The following is an 18,465-nucleotide window of genomic DNA, read 5'->3' on the forward strand; positions in this document are numbered from 1 at the left end:
GGCTCCGGCTCCGGCGTCACTCCGTCGCGATCGCCCGCAGTACGTCCAGGCGGGCCGCCCTCCGTGCCGGGCGCCAGGCCGCCACCACACCCGCCGCGAGGCCGACCAGGGCGACGACCGCGAGCTGGAGCGGCGGGACGGCGAAGGCGAACGCGCTGTCGCTCGCTCCGTCGGAGGCCTTGACCAGGACCCAGCCGAGGAAGCCGCCGAGCGCGAGTCCTCCCACCGTGCCGAAGGCCGCGACGAGGACGGACTCCCAGCGGATCATGGACTTCAGCTGGGCCCGGGTCTGGCCGACCGCGCGCAGCAGCCCGAGTTCACGGGTGCGCTCGTGGACCGCGAGCGTCAGCGTGTTGGCGATTCCGAGCAGCGCGATCAGGACGGCAAGGGCGAGCAGCGCGTAGACGAGCGTGAGCATCATGTCGATGCCGCCCGCCGAGGACTCGGCGTACTCGTCGCGCGTCTGCACGTCCGGGTTGCCGTACTCGGCTGCGATGCCGGCCACCGCCGCCTTGCCGGCCGCCTCGGAGACGCCGTCCTCGAAGTCGACGGCGACGAGCCGGTCGGAGTCCTGGGCGCGGTGCGGGGCCCAGGCCTCGCGGGTGACGACGTAGTCCCCGGCCAGTTCGGACCGTTCGTAGACGGCCTTGACGGTGAAGGTGTGCCGGCTGCCGTCGGTGAAGGCCAGTTCGGTCGTGCTGCCCGGCTTCAGGCCGGACTTGTCCGCCTCGGTGTCGGCGACGGCGAGGCCGTCGGTGCCGAGGCCGTCGAGCGAGCCCTGGACCTGGCCGAGGTCGAAGGCGCGGGCGAGCGCGGCCGGGTCGGTGACGGTCAGGGCCCTCCCCGCACCGTCGACCTCCGCGACCCCCTGCCCCAGGCCCACGGCCGTCCTCACCTCGGGCAGCGCCGCGAGCGCCGGGGCGAGCCGCGGGCTGAGCCCGCTGCCTCCGGCGCCGAACGCCGGGGTGCTGACGGCCACGTCGCCGGCGAACGACCGCGAGACCGTCTGGTCCATGGTGGCCTTCAGCGAGGCGCCGAAGACGGTGAAGAGCGAGACGACGGCGACGCCGATCATCAGCGCGGTGGCCGTGGCCGCCGTCCGCTTCGGGCTGCGCAGGGCGTTACGGCGGGCGAGCCCCCGGTTGGTCCCGCGCAGGGGCCCGCCGAGGATCCGTACGGCGTACGAGGACGCCACCGGGCCCAGGACGACGAACGCGGCGAGTGCGAGCAAGGCCCCCGCCGAGGCCGACCACAGCGACGGCGTCGCGAGGACACCCGTCAGGACCACGGCGACGGCGGCGAGGAGCAGAACCGTTCCGACCAGCGCACGGGTGCGCGAGGAACCCGAGTCGTCCACGGCGGTCTCGCGCAGCGCGGCCAGCGGCGCGGTGCGCCCCGCCTTCACGGCGGGCAGCAGGGCCGAGCCGACGCAGACCAGGAGGCCGACGGCGAGGGGCAGCGCGATGGACAGGCCGCTGATCACCAGTTCCCCTTCGGGGAAGGGGAAGCCGATCGCCGGGAAGAGCGCCTGGAGCCCGACCGCCACACCGATGCCGCCCAGGAGCCCGGCCGCGGAGGCGACCAGGCCGACGGCCACGGCCTCGACGAGTGTCGAGCCGACGATCTGGCGCCGGGAGGCGCCGAGCGCCCGCAGGAGCGCGTTCTCGCGGGTCCGCTGGGCGACCACGATGGCGAAGGTGTTGTGGATGGAGAAGACGGAGACGAGCAGCGCCACCCCGCTGAACACCAGCAGGAAGGTCGTGAACAGGGTGAGGAACTGACCGGAGATCATGTCGGCGTTCTCCTGCGCCGACTGCTCTCCGGTGATCGCCTCGACCCCCGCGGGGAGTGCGGGAGTGAGCGCGGCGACGAGTTCGTCCTGCGAGGTCTCCGGACCCGCGCGGACGAGGATGCTCGACGCCTCGCCCGGCTTCGGGGTGAGGTGCTTCTCGGCGTCGGCGCGGGTCATGCCGGTGTACGTGACCTGGGCCATGCCGTCCTCGCCGCCGAAGGTCGCGAGGCCCACGACGGTGACCTTCACCGGTTCGGGGGTGCGCAGCACCGTGGTGTCGCCGAGGGCCAGTTCGCCCGTCCTCGCGGCGCCCCGGTTCACGACGACCTCGCCGGACCGCTCCGGCGCACGCCCTTCGGCGAGGGCGTACGGGTTGAGTGCGGCCTCCTGGATCCAATATCCAGCGAGGGTGGGCGGGCCCTGGCCGCCGATGGGCTCACCGTCGGCGCCGATGAGCTGGCCCAGGCCCTCGATCCGGGGGACGGCCGCGGCGACGCCGGGTACCTGGGTGATCTCGTCGGCGAGGGAGGCCGCGACGCTGCTGCGGGTTCCCTGGCTCTCCCCCTCGACGGTGACCACGCTCGTACTGCGGACCACCGCGTCGGTGCCACTCGTGGCGTTGCCGAAGAGCGAGTCGAAGCTCGTGCGCAGGGTGTCGCCCATGACGAGGGTGCCGGTCAGGAAGGCGACCCCGAGGAGGATCGCGGTCAGCGTGCCCGCGAAGCGCCGCTTGTGGGCGCGGAGCGCGGACAGGCTCAGCTTCAGGGAGGCGTTCATGACGACACCGGTCCCTGAGGTCCGTGGCCGGGCGGCGTCCGGCCGTCGAAGGCCTTCATGCGGTCGAGGACGCGTTCGGCGGTCGGCTCGGCCATCCGGTCGACGAGCCGGCCGTCGGCGAGGAAGACCACCTCGTCGGCGTGGGCGGCGGCGACCGGATCATGGGTGACCATGACGACCGTACGCCCGGTCCGTCGGACGGTCCGGCCGAGCAGCCGCAGCACCTCCTCGCCGGAACGCGAGTCGAGGTTCCCGGTCGGCTCGTCGGCGAAGACGACGTCGGGAGTGCCGGCGAAGGCCCGGGCGACGGCGACGCGCTGCTGCTGGCCGCCGGAGAGCTGGCTCGGCCGGTGGTGGAGCCGGTCACGCAGGCCGACGGTGTCGACGAGCGCGTCCAGCCAGGCCCGGTCGGGGACGGTTCCGGCGAGGTCCAGGGGCAGGGTGATGTTCTCGGCGACGGTGAGGGTGGGCAGCAGGTTGTACGCCTGGAAGACGAAGCCGATCCGCTCGCGGCGCAGCAGGGTGAGCCGCCGGTCGTCGAGCGTGGAGAGGTCCGTGTCGCCGATGATCGCGGATCCGGAGGTGAGGGTGTCGAGGCCGGCGGCGCAGTGCATGAGGGTGGACTTGCCGGAGCCCGAGGGGCCCATGATCGCGGTGAAGCGGCCGGCCGGGAAGTCGACACTCACCCCGTCCAGGGCCCTGACCTCGGTGTCTCCGCCGCCGTAGACCTTGACGGCGTCCACGACCCGGGCTGCGGCACGGGTGGTGCGCGGGACGGTGTCGGGGGCGGTGCTCGTCATGCCGCACGCCCCTTGGGCCCGGCGGTGCGGCCGAACTGCTCCTCCAGGACCGTCAGCCGACGCCAGTACTCGTCCTCGTCGATCTCGCCGGCCGCGAACCGGTGGCCGAGCAGTGCGATCGGCGACTGCTCGTCGTGGGCGGGCCCGGGTCCGGGGCCACGCCTGCCGCGCCCTCCGGCTCCGGTGCGGCGCAGGACGGTGACCACGGTGAGAATCACCGCCGCCCAGACGAGGGGGACGAACAGGGCCCAGGGGCCGGGGCCTTCGTGGGCAAGGGTGTTCATGTCTCTCAGCTCCTCGTACGCGGGTTCGCGTGTGTCGCGTGTGTCGATGCTTCGAGACTCGCTCGTGGAGGGGGCCCGGGTCGTCGTACGGCCAGCGGCTTCGTCCGTACGACGGGGGGAGTACGAAGGCGCCTGCCGGATACGTCGGGCGGGCTGTACCTACTGGTATGTACACTCCTCTCATGACGACGTCCGAGCGACTGATCGAGGCCACCCGGGAGCTGCTCTGGGAGCGCGGCTACGTGGGGACGAGCCCCAAGGCGATCCAGCAGGCCGCCGGTGCCGGGCAGGGCAGCATGTACCACCACTTCGCCGGGAAGCCGGATCTGGCGCTGGCCGCGATCCGACGCACGGCCGACGAGATGTGGGCGACGGCCGAGTCGTCCTTGAGCGGCGGAGGGTCGGCGCACGCGCGCGTGGAGGCGTATCTGCTGCGGGAGCGCGAGGTGTTGCGCGGCTGCCCGGTCGGCCGGCTGACGATGGACCCGGACGTCATGGCGAGCGACGAGCTGCGCGCCCCGGTCGAGGAGACCCTCGACCGGCTGCGCGGCCGGCTCACCGGGATCCTCCAGGAGGGCCTGGACAGCGGCGAGTTCGCCGGGCCCCTGGATCCGGCCGAGCTGGCGGCCACGATCGTCGCGACCGTGCAGGGCGGCTACGTCCTGGCCCGCGCCTCCGGCTCCCCCGCCGCTTTCGACAGCGCCGTGCGCGGCCTGCTCGGCCTGTTGGCCCGGCTGCAGGCCCCGCCGCCGGACCCGGTGTCGCCCCGTACCGCCTGAGCAGCCTCACACAGAAGCGGAGACCGCCCCATGCACGCCATGCAGTACGAGATCACCCTCCCCGCCGACTACGACATGGAGATCATCCGCAGCCGGGTCGCCACCAAGGGGCATCTGCTCGACGACTTCCCCGGGCTCGGCCTCAAGGGGTACCTGATCCGGGAGCGCGGGGACGGATCGCCGGTCAACCAGTACGCGCCGTTCTACCTCTGGAACACACCGGGCGGCATGAACTCCTTCCTCCGGGGCCCTGGCTTCCAGGGGATCGTGAACGATTTCGGCCGACCGGTGGTGCAGCACTGGACGGGCCTCGCGTACGAGGAGGGTCCGGCGGCCGGCGCGGTACCGAGGACCGCGACCCGACGGACGTCCTCGGTACCGCAGGACGTCGCGCCGGGCCACGCGGTGGCGGAAGCGGTCAAGGACCATGGGCACGGGTCCTCCCGCGACGGTGTCGTCGCGAGCGCCCTCGCGATCGACCCCCGGCACTGGGAACTGCTGTCCTTCGCCCTCTGGGCGGAGGGCGCGAAGATCCCCGAGGATGCCGGCGACCGCTTCCAGGTGCTTCATCTGTCCGCGCCGGAGCGGGAGTTGTTGGTCAGCCGACCGGAACGAGGGTCGGACAGGTGATGCCGAGGACGTTGCGGTATCCGTTCAGCGAGGACGACCGCTGACGGTCGACACGTTCGCGGGTCTCGGCGGCGAGCGGGTGGTCGGGGTGCGCGGCGAGCCAGAGTTCGGTGTCGCGGCGGTAGCCCGACTCCAACTCCTCCGGCTCCCGGCACCCCCGCCACGGGAGGACGGCCCCTCACACTCCGGCCGCCCCCCGCGCCCGGAGAGGTCAGGCCGCGGAGCGGCCGAGGGCGGCCAGCGGGTCGTCCAGGACCGGCTGCCAGGCCAACTCCGCCGCGCCCACGAGGCTGTTGTGGTCGAGCGTGCACGCGAGGATCGGCACTCCGCCGCTGCGCCCCCACAGGCTGCGGTCGGCGACGACCGCGCGGAGCCGCTCCGGGTCGGCGTCGAGCAGTTCGCGATGGAGTCCGCCGAGGATGATCCGGTCCGGGTTGAGGATGTTCACCAGGCCCGCCAGGCCAAGGCCCAGTCGGTCGATCAGCTCCTCCGTGGCGGCCCGCACCCCCGGGTCGCCGGGGCTGGAGCGGAGCAGGTCACGGGCCTGCTGCAGCAGCGACACCTCCGGGCCCGGATCGCGGCCCGCCACGGTGAGGAAGGCGAGCGGGTCGGTCTCGACGTCGAGGCAGCCTCGGCTGCCGCAGTGGCAGGGGCGCCCCTCGGGGTTGACCGTCAGGTGTCCGACCTCCAGGGCGAGGCCCGAACTGCCGGTGTGCAGACGCCCGTCGAGGACGAGCGCGCCGCCGACGCCCCGGTGGCCGGTGGCCACGCACAGCAGGTCCCTGGCTCCGCGGCCGGCGCCGTGACGGTGCTCGGCGAGGGCGGCGAGGTTGACGTCGTTGCCGGTGAAGGCGGGGCCCTCGATGCCGGCGGCACGGACGCGTTCGGCGAAGATCTCGCGTACCGGCGCCCCGGCCGGCCAGGCGAGGTGCAGCGGGTTGAGGGCGGTGCCCTCGGGTTCGGCGACCGCGGACGGGGCGGCGAGACCCGCGCCCACGCAGCGGCGGCCGCTCGCGTGGAGCAGGGCGGCACCGGCGTCGACGACGGCGCCGAGGACCTGGGCGGGGTCGGCGGAGACGGTGACGCAGCCGGGCGCGGTGGCGACGATCGTGCCGCCGAGGCCGACGAGCGCGGCACGGAAGCCGTCGGCGTGGACCTGCGCGGCGAGGGCGACGGGGCCCTTCTCGTCGACGGCGAGGCGGTGCGAGGGGCGGCCCTGGGAGCCGGCGGCGGCGCCCGGGTTGGAGTCGACGCGGATCAGGCCCAGTGCTTCGAGTTCGGCGGCGACGGCGCCGGCCGTGGCGCGGGTGACGCCCAGTTCGGCGGTGAGGACGGCGCGGGTCGGCGCTCGGCCCGTGTGCACCAGTTCCAGCGCGGGCCCGAGCGCGCCGCGCCCTCTGTCCAGCCGTGTTTTGGTCGTGGTCGCCTTGCCGTTCATGGTGGCGAGTCTCCCATGATCGGACGGTGCGGCGGTCTGCGCGGGTGGGAGAGGGGGCGGCCGCGGGGAAGCAGGGCGACAGGGCTCGGCGCGGACGAGGCGGAGCTCACTCTCGTACCGCTGAGCTGCAGGTCGCCCCGTACGGCGCCGGCGGTTGGTCGGCGTCGGCACCTGCCGACGCCTCCCCTGGTTGAAATCAGTACCGCATCGCCCCTATCCTGAGTTTGTGCCGCTACTAAACAAAGTACGGACGGCCGTGCCGGGGGGCCCTGGCGGAGACACCGCCCCCTCCCTGTCCCGCCTCCGCTCCGCCCTGACCCTCTTCTTCGCCCTCGACGGCTTCCTCTTCGCCGGCTGGGTGGTCCGGATCCCGGCCATCAAGCAGCAGACCGGGGCCTCCGCCAGCGACCTCGGGCTCGCGCTGCTCGGGGTGTCGGCCGGCGCGGTGGTCACCATGACCCTCACGGGGAGGCTGTGCCGACGCCACGGCAGCCACGCCGTCACCGTCGCCACCGCGGTGCTGCTCTCGCTCTCCATCGCCCTGCCCGCCCTCACCGGCTCCCCGCTCGCCCTGGGCCTCGTCCTGGTGGTCTTCGGCGCCGCGTACGGCGGTATCAACGTGGCCATGAACAGCGCCGCCGTCGACCTCGTGGCCGCGCTGCGCCGTCCGGTGATGCCCTCCTTCCACGCGGCGTTCAGCCTCGGTGGGATGCTCGGCGCGGGGCTCGGCGGGCTCGTCGCCGGGAGCGTGTCGCCCACCGCCCACCTCCTCGGTCTGACGGTCGTCGGCCTCCTCCTGACCGCCGCCGCCGGTCCCGTACTCCTCCGGCAGCCCTCCCCGGCACCCCCGGAAAGGATCCCGGCCGCGAGCGGCGACCGGCCACGAGGCAAGGCCGGTGCGCGCGGGCTCGTCGTCGTCTTCGGGGTGATCGCGCTCTGCACCGCGTACGGCGAAGGCGCCCTGGCCGACTGGGGCGCCCTCCACCTGGAGCAGGACCTCCACGCGCACCCCGGCGTGGCCGCCGCCGGCTACTCGCTCTTCGCGCTCACGATGACCGTCGGCCGACTGTCCGGCACCGCGCTCCTCGAACGACTCGGCCAGACCCGCACCCTGGTGGTCGGCGGGGCGACGGCGGCCGCGGGGATGCTGCTGGGCGCGCTCGCCCCGAGCGTCTGGGCCGCCCTGCTCGGCTTCGCGGTGACCGGGCTCGGCCTGGCCAACATCTTCCCCGTCGCCGTGGCGCGCGCGGGTGCCCTCGCCGGTCCGAGCGGCGTGGCCACCGCGTCCACGCTCGGCTACGGGGGCATGCTGCTCGGCCCGCCGTCCATCGGCTTCCTGGCCGACTGGTTCTCCCTGCCCGTCGCCCTGACCACCGTCGCCGTCCTCGCGGCGGGCGCGGCCGTGATCGGGTACGCGGCCCGGAACGCGCAGGCCCCGAAGGCAGGGTGAGCACCCCGGCAGCGAACCCCCTGCTCAACTCCCCGAAGGGAAGGGGGCGGTGAGGTGGGCCGTCAGCTGGGCCGGGGCGTCCTCCTGGAGGAGGTGGCCGGCGCCCTCGATCCAGTGCAGCTCGGCGTGCGGGATGCGCTCGTGGAGCCAGACGGCGTACTTCGGGGGCAGGATGCGGTCCTCGCGCCCCCAGATGAGGCGTACGGGAAGGGAGATCCCGCCCAGCAGGTTCTCGTACGCGACGGTGTCGTGCTGCCTGATCTGGCTGTACTGGCGGTAGAACGCGGCCTGTCCCGCGGACCCTCGCCACGGGGCGAGGAAGGCGTCGAGGACCTCCTGTCGGAAGCCGCGGTGCGTGGCGTGCCGCAGATGGCCGGCGACCAGCGCCGCGTGGGCGTAGTCGGGAAGCCGCCGGAAGACGTCCGTGTGCTCCAGCATGAGCTGGAAGAGCCCTCGCTCCCACTCGCCGCCGCTCACCGCGTCGAAGAGGGTCAGGTCCCGGTAGCTCCTCCCCTCCAGCAGCAGTGACCGCAGGGCCACGGCCCCGCCGATGTCATGGGCGACGACGCTGGGGCTGGAGAGCCCCCAGTGGTCGAGGAGCCGGGCGAAGGTCTTCCCGTGCGCCGCGAGGCTGAGGTCCTGACCCTCGCGCTGGTCCGACTGACCGAAGCCGAGATGGTCGAAGACGAAGACCGTGCGGGTACGGGCGAGGGCCGGGGCGATGTCACGCCAGAGAAAGGAGGAGTACGGGGTGCCGTGCACCAGCACGACGGGGTCTCCACTGCCGAGGACCCTCCACCGCACCGTTCCGCCGGGTGTCTCGAACTCCTCGCCGAGCGTCCAGGTCACCCTGGCCTCCTCTCCTAGGTACACACAACAATCCCCCCGGCGCCGTCGGCCCAGCCGCTGTGAGGACTCGACGCCCTCTCGCGGGTGTACGGGCCGTCAGCTCAGCCAGCCGGGCCGGACCAGCCCTGATTCGTAGGCCAGGACGACCAGTTGGGCTCGGTCGCGGGCGGCGAGTTTGATCATCGTGCGGCTCACGTGGGTCTTGGCGGTCAGTGGGCTGACGAACAGGCGTCGTGCGATCTCCTCGTTGGACAGGCCCATGCCGACCAGGGCCATCACCTCCCGCTCCCGCTCGGTGAGTTCGTCCAGGCCGGTCACCGCGGCCGGGGGCCTGGAGCGGGCCGCGAACTCCTCGATGAGGCGTCGTGTCACGCCCGGCGAGAGGAGGGCGTCGCCGTGGACGACTGCGCGCACGGCGCGTACCAGCTCCTCCGGTTCGGTGTCCTTCACGAGGAAGCCCGAGGCGCCGGAGCGGATCGCCTCGAAGACGTACTCGTCGAGCTCGAACGTCGTCAGCATGACCACCTTCACCGACCCGAGCCCCGGATCGGCGGTGATCCGGCGTGTCGCGGCGAGGCCGTCGAGGTGCGGCATACGGATGTCCATGAGGACGACGTCCGGGCGCAGTTCGCCGACCTTGACCGCCGCCTCCTCGCCGTCGGCGGCCTCGCCCGCGACCTCGATGTCCGGCTGGGCGTCCAGGAGGGCACGGAAGCCCGCCCGTACGAGCGACTGGTCGTCGGCCAGCAGTACACGGATCACGGCGTCTCCTTCGGGCGGACGGGAAGGACGGCGCGCACCCGGAAGCCGCCGTCCGGGCGGGTGTCCGCCTCGATCGTGCCACCGAGCGCGGCGGCCCGCTCACGCATCCCGGCAAGCCCGTTGCCGCTGCCGCCGGCGTCACCGCCGGTCGCCGGTCCGTCGTCGTCCACGCGGAGCTCCACCCGGCCGGGCAGATGGCCGATCACGACCCGGGCGGTACGGGACCCCGAGTGGCGGACCACGTTGGTCAGCGCCTCCTGGACGATCCGGAAGGCCGCGAGGTCCGTACCCGGCGGCAGCGGCACGGGCTCGCCTTCGGTCGACGTCCGCACGGTGAGCCCCGCGGACGCCGCCTGCTCGACCAGCTCCGGGAGCCGGTCCAGGCCGGGCGCGGGGGAGCGGGGGGCCTCGCCCGGCGCGCGCAGGGTGTCGAGCACCTGCCTGACCTCCCCGAGCGCCTCCTTGCTCGCCGCCTTGATGGTGGTCAGCGCGGTGCGGGCCTGCTCGGGGTCGGAGTCGAGGAGCGCGAGGCCCACGCCCGCCTGGACGTTGATGACGGAGATCGAGTGGGCGAGGACGTCGTGCAGCTCGCGGGCGATCCGCAGTCGCTCCTCGTCCGCGCGGCGCCGCTCTGCGGCGGCGCGTTCGGCCCGCTGGGCAGCCCACTGTTCGCGGCGGACCCTGGCCAGTTCGGAGGCGGCGAGGATCGCGACAACGAAGGCGAAGACGGGGATCTCCTGCCCCCAGGGCGCGGCGGAGTCGCCGTCCGGGGGCAGGTGGGGGTAGAGCCAGTGGGCGATCAGCACGTGCCCCGCCCACAGCAGACCGAGCGCCCACCAGGCGGCTCGCCGGTGGCCGTGCACGACGGCCGCGAAGCACGCGACGGCGACGATGAGGAAGACCGGGCCGTAGGCGTACCCGGCACCGAAGTGGACGAGGGTGAGTGCGGCGGTGCCGAAGACCACGGGGACCGGATGGCGGTGGCGCAGCAGGAGCAGCGCGGAGCCGAGGAGCAGCAGGGAGCGGCCGAGGGCGTCCAGCGACTCACGGTCCGGCTGGTTCCTGGCCGCGAACCCCGAGCCGACCATGACGACGAAGGCGACCAGGAGGGTGGACCGCCAGGGCAGTCCGTCGCGGGGGTCGCGGTCGGCCCAGCGCAGCGGCCAGGGCGGACCGTCCGGCCCGCCACGCGCCCAGGGCGCACCGCCGTACCCGTCTCTGCGCTGTTCGTCCATGTCCGCCACGCTAGACGCGGCCGGACGGCGAGGGCGTCAGCCGGGCGTGGCGACCGTGCGTACTCCCGCGGGAGTACGCCCCGCCCTTTGACCGGCTTACGGGCGGGGCAGGAGGCCGATCTCGCGGCCGAGGCGGGTGGCGGCCGTGGTGAAGAACGTCTCCCGGTCCTCGACGACCCGGTTGAACTGACCGAACACCTCGAAGGAGACGAGCCCGAACAGCTGCGACCAGGCGGCGACCATGGCGACGGCGAGAGCGGGCGGCAGGTCGCGGGCGAAGTCGGCGGCCATCCGTTCCGCCTCGGGACGCATCGCGGCGGGAACGGGCGGCGGGGCGATGCCGTCGGTGGTGAAGGCCTCGCGGGCGATGCCGATCAGGACCAGGGCGACGCGGGAGGCGGGCCCGATGGTGTCCTTCGGGGCGGAGTAGCCGGGGACCGGGGAACCGTAGATCAGCGCGTACTCGTGGGGGTGGGCGACGGCCCAGGCGCGGACGGCGCGGCAGACGGCGGTCCAGCGGGCGAGGTGGTCGTTCGGGGCGGTGGCCTTACGGGAGTCGGCGAGGGCCTGCTCGGCGGCGCCGCCGACCGCGTCGTAGGCGTCGACGATGAGGGCGGTGAGGAGGTCGTCACGGCTGGGGAAGTAGCGGTAGAGCGCGGACGACACCATGCCGACCTCGCGGGCGACGGCGCGCAGGGAGAGCTTGGCGGCGCCTTCGGCCGCGAGCTGGGCGCGGGCCTCGTCCTTGATGGCGGCGGTGATCTCGATACGGGCGCGGGCGCGGGCTCCTTGGACGCTGGTCATGGAGAGCAGTGTGCCACTTTTCGGAGCAGCGCACTGAAATGAGAGCACTGCTCTTGCTTCGGAGCACCGATCCGTGCACACTGATCTCAAGAGAGAGCAGTGTTCACACTTTGCTTCGGAGGACCTGATGTCCGCTCAGCCCAGCGCCCACGTCATGAAGCCCGGCTGGTTCACCGTGAACGTCGTGAACCGGGCCGTCGCCTGGCTCACCCGCCGCGGTCTCAGCGTCTGGGGCTCCCGCGTCCTCGCGGTGCGCGGCCGCAAGAGCGGCGAGTGGCGCCGTACCCCCGTCAACCTGATGACGCTGGACGGCGCGCAGTACCTGGTGGCGCCGCGCGGCCACGTCCAGTGGACCCACAACATGCGGGCGGCGGGCGGCGGTGAGCTGCACCTGGGCAAGCAGGTGCAGCCGTTCACCGCCGTCGAGCTGAGCGACGACGAGAAGCCCGCCCTCCTGCGCGCCTACCTGAAGCGCTGGAAGGCGGAGGTCGGCGTCTTCTTCGCCGGGGTCGGCCCGGACTCCACGGACGCCGAGCTGCGCGCCATCGCCCCCAAGCACCCGGTCTTCCGGATCACTCCGACCGCGTGAGCCCGGATCCGGAGCCGGAAGAGCCGGAAGAACCGGGACCGGAAGCGTCCGGCGCGCCCTGCCCGTCCGACACCGACTTCGACCCCGACTCCGACTTCGACTCCGCCGGAGCAACGGACTCCGCGCCCGCGGCCGACCGGTCCCGCACCTCCGCCGACTCGGCCGCCACGCCCCGGAGCGTCGTCCCGCCCGTCGGCGCCATCCGGCGGTCGAGGACGTCGAGCGCACGCCGTGCGACCCCGTTCGAGCGGACCAGGCCCGCCAGCGAGGACGAGCCGCGGGTGATGTCAGTGAACGCGTTCCACGCCGGGCGCAGACCCGTGATCGCCGCGTGCAGCAGCCCCGGCCGGCGCTCGAACAGGGCGAGCATCCGCCGCCCGACCGCCATCTCCACACCCAGCCCCGCCTTGATGGCGAAGGCGTAGTTCAGGGCCTGGCGGCGCGCGTCGACGGCGTCGTTCGCCTCGGCGATCCGTACCGCCCACTCCCCCGCGAGCCGGCCCGAGCGGAGCGCGAACGAAATGCCCTCCCGCGTCCACGGCTCCAGCAGGCCCGCCGCGTCACCGCACACCAGCACCCGGCCGCGCGAGAGCGGCGAGTCGTCGCTCCGGCAGCGGGTCAGATGTCCGGAGGAGATGGCCGGCTCGAACCCCGCGAGGCCGAGGCGGGCGATGAAGTCCTCCAGATAGCGCTTCGTGGCCGCGCCCTCGCCGCGCGCCGAGATGACGCCGACGGTGAGCGTGTCGCCCTTGGGGAAGACCCAGCCGTAGCTGCCGGGCATCGGACCCCAGTCGATGAGGACCCGCCCCTTCCAGTCCTCGGCCACCGACGCCGGAACCGGGATCTCCGCCTCCAGGCCGAGGTCCACCTGGTCGAGCTTCACGCCGACGTGGGCCCCTATCCGGCCCGCGCTGCCGTCGGCGCCGACGACCGCCCGGGCGAGGACCGTCTCGCCGTCCGCGAGGACGACGGCGACCGTCCGCCGGTCGGGCACGGCCGGGCCGTGCTGCTCGACCCGGGAGACGGTGACGCCCGTGCGCAGCTCGGCGCCCGCCTTCTGGGCCTGCTCGACGAGCCCTGCGTCGAACTCGGGCCGGTTGATGAGGCCGAAGAGCATGCGGCGCGAGCGGCGCGTCCGCGTGAAGCGCCCGTTCATGGAGAAGGTGACGGCGTGCACCCGGTCCTGCAGGGGCAGTTCGAAGCCGGGCGGCAGCGCGTCCCGCGAGGGGCCGATGATGCCTCCGCCGCACGTCTTGTACCGGGGCAGTTCGGCCTTCTCCAGGAGCAGCACCCGGCGTCCGGCGACCGCGGCCGCGTAGGCCGCCGAGGCACCGGCGGGACCGGCTCCGACGACGACCACGTCCCAGACCGTCGCGGCGCCCTGCGGCTCTTCCGCGCGTACCTCTTCGGCGTCTGCGTTCTCGCTGCTCACGATGTGCTTCTGCTCCTGATCCGACGATGATCCAAGCTCTCCGGGCATCCTACGGCGCGGCCCTCCGGACCCTGCGCCGTAGGATCGGCGATACGTTCGCCGTACAGCCGTACAACCGCATACGGCGACATCCTGACAACGTCGCACCCACCAGGAGCGTGCCCATGACCGCGAATCCGATCGCCGAGACCGTCGCCGGCCTGATGCCCCGTGCCAAGACGGAGCTGACGGAGCTCGTGGCCTTCGAATCGGTGGCGGACGAGGCGGTGGCCCCCCGGAGCGAGTGTGAGGGGGCGGCGAACTGGGTGGCGGGCGCGCTGCGCGCCGAGGACTTCCAGGACGTGGCGCTGCTGGACACGCCCGACGGTTCGCAGTCGGTCTACGGTGTGCTGCCCGGTCCGGCCGGCGCCCCGACCGTCCTCCTCTACGCGCACTACGACGTGCAGCCCAAGCTGGACGAGTTGGCGTGGATCACGCCGCCGTTCGAGCTGACGGAGCGCGACGGCCGCTGGTACGGGCGCGGTGCGGCGGACTGCAAGGGCGGGTTCATCATGCACCTGCTCGCGCTGCGCGCCCTGAAGGCGAACGGCGGGGTGCCGGTCACGGTCAAGATGATCGTGGAGGGTTCGGAGGAGCAGGGCACGGGTGGCCTGGAGCGGTACGCCGAGGCGCACCCGGAGCTGCTGGTCTCGGACGCGATCGTGATCGGCGACACGGGCAACTTCCGGCTCGGTCTGCCGACGGTCACGGCGACCCTGCGCGGCATGACGATGATCCGGGTGCAGATCGACACGCTCGAAGGCAACCTGCACTCCGGCATGTTCGGCGGCGCCGCGCCCGACGCGCTGGCCGCGCTGATCCGCGTCCTGGACACGCTGCGCGCCGAGGACGGCTCCACGGTCATCGACGGCCTGCCGGCGGACGCGGTGTGGGACGGCCTGCAGTACCCGGAGGACGACTTCCGCGCGGACGCGAAGGTCCTGTCGGACGTCGCCCTGCCGGGCAACGGCACGGTCGCCGACCGCCTCTGGGCGCGTCCGGCCGTCACCGTCATCGGCATCGACTGCCACCCGGTGGCGGGCGCGACGCCGTCGATCCCGTCGACGGCGCGGGCGCAGATCAGCCTGCGGGTACCGCCGGGCCAGGACGCGGCCGAGGCGACGAAGCTGTTGTACGCGCACATCGAGAAGCGCGTGCCGTGGAACGCCCGGGTGTCGTTCGAGCAGGTCGGTCAGGGCCAGCCGTTCCGGGCTGACGTGTCCAGCCCGGCGTACGTCTCGATGGCGGAGGCGATGCGGATCGCGTACCCCGGTCAGGAGATGCAGGCCTCCGGCATGGGCGGCTCGATCCCGCTCTGCAACACGCTGGCCTCGCTCTACCCCGAGGCGGAGATCCTGCTCATCGGCCTGAGCGAGCCGGAGGCGCAGATCCACGCGGTGAACGAGTCGGTGTCGCCGCAGGAGCTGGAGCGGCTCGCGGTGGCGGAGGCGCACTTCCTGCTGAACTACGCCCGTTCCCAGCAGGGTTGAGCGGCCCGGCGTTCAGCGTTGGGCGAAGCTCGCGGAGAGCGTAGTTCGATGCGGCGGACCTGCGAACCTCCGTAGGTTCGCCGCATGGAACTCAGTGAGATCACCTCGCGACTTCACATGCTGCACTTCTCCATAGGCCAGGCCTATCTGTGGCGGGACGAGGAGGAGTTGACCCTGATCGACGCCGGCTGGGTGGGCTCGGCGGACGAGATCGAGACGGCGGTACGGGGCGTGGGCCTGGACCCCGCCCGTATCCGCCGGATCGTGCTCACCCACTGCCACCGCGACCATGTGGGCTCCGCGCAGGAGTTGGCCGACCGCTTCGGCGCGCTGATCCTGGCCCACCGCCTGGAGGCTCCGGTGATCCGGGGTGAGGCCCCTGTCCCCGAACCCGACCTGCTCGACTGGGAAGTCCCGCTGTACGAGAACGGTCTGACCGTCCCCGAGGCGCCGCCCACCAGGGTCGACCGGGAGGTGGAGGACGGCGAGGAGCTGGGGTTCGGCGACGGGGCGGTCGCGGTGCACGTCCCGGGACACACACCCGGCTCGATCGCGGTGCATCTGCCGGAACACGGCGTTCTGTTCGCCGGTGACACGGTCGCCTCCGTGCAGGGGGTGACTTTCGGCGTGTTCCATGTGGACCGCGACCGCGCCATGGAGTCGATGCGCCGCCTGGCGGACCTGAAGCCCTCGGTCCTGTGCTGCGGCCACGGCGACCCGGTGACACAGGGCGCGGCGCGCCAACTGGCGGAGGCGGTGGGCTAGTTCGGGCCGAGCGGTCCGCGGCCAGGTCCGCGTCAGCCGACGGGTGTGCCGGCCTCCAGGTTGAGGACCGTGCCGCGCTCACGGGCGCGGAGCGCCCAGCTGAGGCGGCGGTAGCGGACCGGGGGGAGCAGTTCGGCGGCCTCGTCCTCGGTGACGAAGCGCCAGCCGCGCAGTTCGGCGCCGGGCAGCAGCAGCCGGTCCGCCTCCGTGGAGGGGAGCCGGCCACCGTCGAAGAGAAGGCGGAGGCCGCCGAAGCCGGGCGGCTGAGGGCGTTCCCAGTCGACCAGCAACAGCCGGGGAACGGCGTCGAGTTCTATGCCTATCTCCTCGGCCACCTCGCGCATGCCCGCACGGGCGGGCGGCTCACCTGGTTCGACGACGCCGCCGGGGAACTCCCAGCCCGGCTTGTACGTGGGGTCGACCAGCAGGAAGCGGTCGTGCTCGTCGAAGAGCAGGACGCCGGCGGCCAGCGTCTCACCGGTGGGTTCGGGCGTCTGGACGATGCCGCAGGGGGCGGCGAGACCGCCGTGGATGGCCTCGGCGACCGCCTTGGCGGTCTCGGCGGGCGTCAGAGCGGAGTTGTCGACGACGTAGGCGTCGGAGGCGAGCCAGCCGAGCGCGTGGCGGAAGGGCTCGATCCGGGCGTGGCACCACTGGCGGGCGCGCTCGGCGCCCTCCGGATCGTCCTCGCCGGCGGCACGGCTGTCGAGCCGGGCCCGCAGGATCGTTTCGTCAGGGGTGAGCACCACATGGCGCACCTCGATGCGGCGCGCGGCGAGGCCGCCGAAGATCTCGTCGCGGTACTCCTGCCGGATCAGCGTCATGGGGACGACGAGGACGCCGCCCACCTCGGCGAGCAGCGCGGCGGCGGTGTCGACCACCATCCGGCGCCACATCGGCAGGTCCTGGAAGTCGTCCACCTCGTCCCGCCGCTTCCGCGGCAGCACCAGGTCCAGGAATCCGCCGGTGAGCTCGGGGTCGTACAGCGTGCTGTTCGGGATCAGATCGACCAGCTCACGCGCGGTGCTGGTCTTGCCCGCGCCGAACGCACCGTTGATCCAGACGATCACGATTCCCCCTCTTCGGTAGCCCCAAGTGGCTTGCCCGCAACACCCTGCCACGGAAACCCCCGTCGACAACCCGGGGTTCGGCAGCCCACCGCGCGAACGCCCGTACGGGCCGGTGCGTAACACTTCGGCACGCGGTGTCGTTGGACCGGCGAGGCAAGGGGGTGCGGAGATGACCCGTACGGTATTGAAGAGGTTCCCTGCAGGCGGCCCACGGGGCAGTTGGCCCGCCGAGGAGTTCGCGAGCGCGCGCCGGGACGAGGGGCTCCCGGCGGAGGTCGTGATGGATCTGGAGTCCGACGCGTTCCTGGTGGTCGTTCGGCAGCGGACACCGCAGACGGTCGGCAGGCTCGGCAGACCCGGGGGCATGGCCGTGAGGGTCTGACGCGCTCCCCGCGCGCGGTGGATCGGCCGTCAGGCGGTCAGGCCGTCTCTCGGGCCGCCGCCGCCGCGCCGAGGAGGCCCGCGTCCGTGCCCGTGAGGGCCGGGACGACGGTGAGGTCCCGGACGAACGACAGCGTGGCGTACTCGCGCAGGCTGCGCCGGAGCGGCTCGAAGAGTACGTCCCCGGCGCCCGCCACTCCCCCGCCCACGACGGCGATGTCGACCTCCACGAGCGTCGCGGTGGCGGCGATTCCGGCCGCGAGCGCCCGCGCGGCGCGCTCGTAGGACGCCACCGCGACCTTGTCGCCGGCCCGCGCCGCCGCCGCGACCGCCGCCGCCGACGTGTCGCCGTCGGGGCCCGGCCGCCAGCCGCCGTCGAGGGCGCGGCGGGCGATCTGCGGGCCGCTGGCGATGCGTTCGACGCAGCCGCGGCCGCCGCAGGCGCACAGCTCGCCGTCCAGGTCCACGCAGATGTGGCCGATGTGGCCCGCGTTGCCGGTGGGGCCTGGGTGGATCCGCCCGTCGAGCACGAGCCCGCCGCCGACGCCCGTCGAGACGACGAGACAGAGCGCGTTGTCGTGGCCCTGGGCCGCACCCCGCCAGTGTTCGGCGGCCGTCATGGCGACGCCGTCGCCGACGAGTGTGACGGGCCGTCCGCCGACCGCCCGGTGGACCCGCTCGACCAGCGGGAAGCCGCGCCAGCCGGGGACGTTGACGGGGCTGACCGTACCGGCCGAGGCGTCCACGGGGCCCGCGCTGCCGATGCCGACCGCGCGCGCCGCCCCCCACAGGGGCGAGGCCGCCAGGTCCGCGAGCACCGCCTCGACCGCCCGCATCACCGTCTCGCCGTCCTCCCGGGCGGGAGTGGGCCGCTGGGCCCGCAGGAGAATGTCGCCGGCGCCGTCCACCAGCGCACCGGCGATCTTGGTGCCGCCGAAGTCCAGGGCGGCAACGAGGTCAGTCTGCATGTGCGCGGTGTCTCCAGAGAGGGCGGGAGTGGCAGATCGCTGTGACGTACAGTCTCTCGCGCCCTGACAACGTTGTCCAGGCCCTATGCTCGGACGAGACGGAGACGAGACCGAGGAGATGCGCACACTGT

Annotated in this window: 18 protein-coding genes and 1 pseudogene; 7 read left to right on the plus strand and 12 right to left on the minus strand. The window is 73.3% G+C overall.

Annotated elements, in window-relative coordinates:
• Window positions 1–16: 16 nt before the first annotated feature.
• From ACWF79_RS20445 to ACWF79_RS20455, 3 genes are read right to left on the minus strand one after another with little or no spacing between them, the layout of a single operon-like run.
• Window positions 17–2,569, minus strand: a complete 2,553-nt coding sequence (locus tag ACWF79_RS20445; RefSeq protein WP_453729521.1) for an ABC transporter permease — start codon at window positions 2,567–2,569, stop codon at window positions 17–19.
• A complete protein-coding gene (locus tag ACWF79_RS20450; RefSeq protein ID WP_453729522.1) occupies window positions 2,566–3,369 on the minus strand; it encodes an ABC transporter ATP-binding protein in 804 nt (267 codons plus the stop codon). Before ACWF79_RS20450 ends, ACWF79_RS20445 begins: the two co-directional genes overlap by 4 nt.
• Window positions 3,366–3,653 (minus strand): SHOCT domain-containing protein, encoded by a 288-nt coding sequence (locus ACWF79_RS20455; RefSeq protein ID WP_453729523.1) that lies wholly within the window; start codon window positions 3,651–3,653, stop codon window positions 3,366–3,368. The genes ACWF79_RS20450 and ACWF79_RS20455 overlap by 4 nt, the downstream gene beginning before the upstream one ends.
• 167 nt (window positions 3,654–3,820) lie before the next feature.
• On the opposite strand from ACWF79_RS20455, the gene ACWF79_RS20460 reads away from it, so the two are divergent.
• Window positions 3,821–4,432 carry a TetR/AcrR family transcriptional regulator gene (locus tag ACWF79_RS20460; RefSeq protein ID WP_453729524.1) on the plus strand — a complete coding sequence of 204 codons (612 nt, stop codon included), beginning with the start codon at window positions 3,821–3,823 and terminating at the stop codon, window positions 4,430–4,432.
• Between the two features lie 30 nt (window positions 4,433–4,462).
• Window positions 4,463–5,062 (plus strand): DUF4865 family protein, encoded by a 600-nt coding sequence (locus ACWF79_RS20465; protein WP_453729525.1) that lies wholly within the window; start codon window positions 4,463–4,465, stop codon window positions 5,060–5,062.
• Here the strand turns inward: ACWF79_RS20465 and ACWF79_RS20470 are convergent.
• Window positions 5,031–5,210, minus strand: a pseudogene (locus tag ACWF79_RS20470) (SAM-dependent methyltransferase); the annotation flags it as partial. The gene ACWF79_RS20465 and the pseudogene ACWF79_RS20470 overlap by 32 nt on opposite strands.
• 63 nt (window positions 5,211–5,273) lie before the next feature.
• The gene (locus tag ACWF79_RS20475; RefSeq protein WP_453729526.1) at window positions 5,274–6,500 is read right to left on the minus strand and encodes an ROK family protein; all 1,227 of its coding nucleotides are present in this window, start codon (window positions 6,498–6,500) and stop codon (window positions 5,274–5,276) included.
• A gap of 226 nt (window positions 6,501–6,726) precedes the next feature.
• Between ACWF79_RS20475 and ACWF79_RS20480 the strand changes: the two genes are divergently transcribed.
• The gene (locus ACWF79_RS20480) at window positions 6,727–7,950 is read left to right on the plus strand and encodes an MFS transporter (RefSeq protein WP_453729527.1); all 1,224 of its coding nucleotides are present in this window, start codon (window positions 6,727–6,729) and stop codon (window positions 7,948–7,950) included.
• A gap of 24 nt (window positions 7,951–7,974) precedes the next feature.
• Here the strand turns inward: ACWF79_RS20480 and ACWF79_RS20485 are convergent, their stop codons facing one another.
• The 4 genes from ACWF79_RS20485 to ACWF79_RS20500 all read right to left on the minus strand — a co-directional run bounded on the left by ACWF79_RS20485 (window position 7,975) and on the right by ACWF79_RS20500 (window position 11,600).
• Window positions 7,975–8,799 carry an alpha/beta fold hydrolase gene (locus tag ACWF79_RS20485; RefSeq protein ID WP_453729528.1) on the minus strand — a complete coding sequence of 275 codons (825 nt, stop codon included), beginning with the start codon at window positions 8,797–8,799 and terminating at the stop codon, window positions 7,975–7,977.
• Window positions 8,800–8,895: 96 nt separating this feature from the next.
• Complete coding sequence (locus tag ACWF79_RS20490) at window positions 8,896–9,561, minus strand: response regulator (protein WP_453729529.1); 666 nt, start codon at window positions 9,559–9,561, stop codon at window positions 8,896–8,898.
• Window positions 9,558–10,796 (minus strand): sensor histidine kinase, encoded by a 1,239-nt coding sequence (locus tag ACWF79_RS20495; RefSeq protein ID WP_453729530.1) that lies wholly within the window; start codon window positions 10,794–10,796, stop codon window positions 9,558–9,560. Before ACWF79_RS20495 ends, ACWF79_RS20490 begins: the two co-directional genes overlap by 4 nt.
• Window positions 10,797–10,892: 96 nt before the next feature.
• On the minus strand, window positions 10,893–11,600 hold the full coding sequence (locus ACWF79_RS20500) for a TetR/AcrR family transcriptional regulator (RefSeq protein ID WP_453729531.1): 708 nt from the start codon (window positions 11,598–11,600) through the stop codon (window positions 10,893–10,895).
• A gap of 127 nt (window positions 11,601–11,727) precedes the next feature.
• Here ACWF79_RS20500 and ACWF79_RS20505 point away from each other — a divergent pair, with 127 nt between their 5' ends.
• Window positions 11,728–12,189, plus strand: a complete 462-nt coding sequence (locus tag ACWF79_RS20505) for a nitroreductase family deazaflavin-dependent oxidoreductase (protein ID WP_453729532.1) — start codon at window positions 11,728–11,730, stop codon at window positions 12,187–12,189.
• Here the strand turns inward: ACWF79_RS20505 and ACWF79_RS20510 are convergent.
• Window positions 12,173–13,621 carry a geranylgeranyl reductase family protein gene (locus ACWF79_RS20510; RefSeq protein ID WP_453729533.1) on the minus strand — a complete coding sequence of 483 codons (1,449 nt, stop codon included), beginning with the start codon at window positions 13,619–13,621 and terminating at the stop codon, window positions 12,173–12,175. The genes ACWF79_RS20505 and ACWF79_RS20510 overlap by 17 nt on opposite strands.
• Window positions 13,622–13,785: 164 nt before the next feature.
• Between ACWF79_RS20510 and ACWF79_RS20515 the strand changes: the two genes are divergently transcribed.
• Window positions 13,786–15,150, plus strand: coding sequence for a M20/M25/M40 family metallo-hydrolase (locus tag ACWF79_RS20515; RefSeq protein WP_453729534.1), 1,365 nt, complete (start codon window positions 13,786–13,788; stop codon window positions 15,148–15,150).
• Between the two features lie 84 nt (window positions 15,151–15,234).
• Window positions 15,235–15,915, plus strand: a complete 681-nt coding sequence (locus tag ACWF79_RS20520; RefSeq protein ID WP_453729535.1) for an MBL fold metallo-hydrolase — start codon at window positions 15,235–15,237, stop codon at window positions 15,913–15,915.
• A 32-nt stretch (window positions 15,916–15,947) separates the two neighbouring features.
• Here the strand turns inward: ACWF79_RS20520 and ACWF79_RS20525 are convergent, their stop codons facing one another.
• Window positions 15,948–16,985 (minus strand): NUDIX hydrolase, encoded by a 1,038-nt coding sequence (locus ACWF79_RS20525; RefSeq protein ID WP_453729536.1) that lies wholly within the window; start codon window positions 16,983–16,985, stop codon window positions 15,948–15,950.
• A gap of 169 nt (window positions 16,986–17,154) precedes the next feature.
• Here ACWF79_RS20525 and ACWF79_RS20530 point away from each other — a divergent pair, with 169 nt between their 5' ends.
• Window positions 17,155–17,367, plus strand: coding sequence for a hypothetical protein (locus tag ACWF79_RS20530; RefSeq protein WP_453729537.1), 213 nt, complete (start codon window positions 17,155–17,157; stop codon window positions 17,365–17,367).
• A 37-nt stretch (window positions 17,368–17,404) separates the two neighbouring features.
• On the opposite strand, the gene ACWF79_RS20535 is transcribed toward ACWF79_RS20530, so the two are convergent.
• Window positions 17,405–18,334 carry an ROK family protein gene (locus ACWF79_RS20535; protein WP_453729538.1) on the minus strand — a complete coding sequence of 310 codons (930 nt, stop codon included), beginning with the start codon at window positions 18,332–18,334 and terminating at the stop codon, window positions 17,405–17,407.
• Window positions 18,335–18,465 lie beyond the last annotated feature (131 nt).

The sequence above is a fragment of the Streptomyces sp. NPDC054975 genome, from assembly GCF_053609105.1.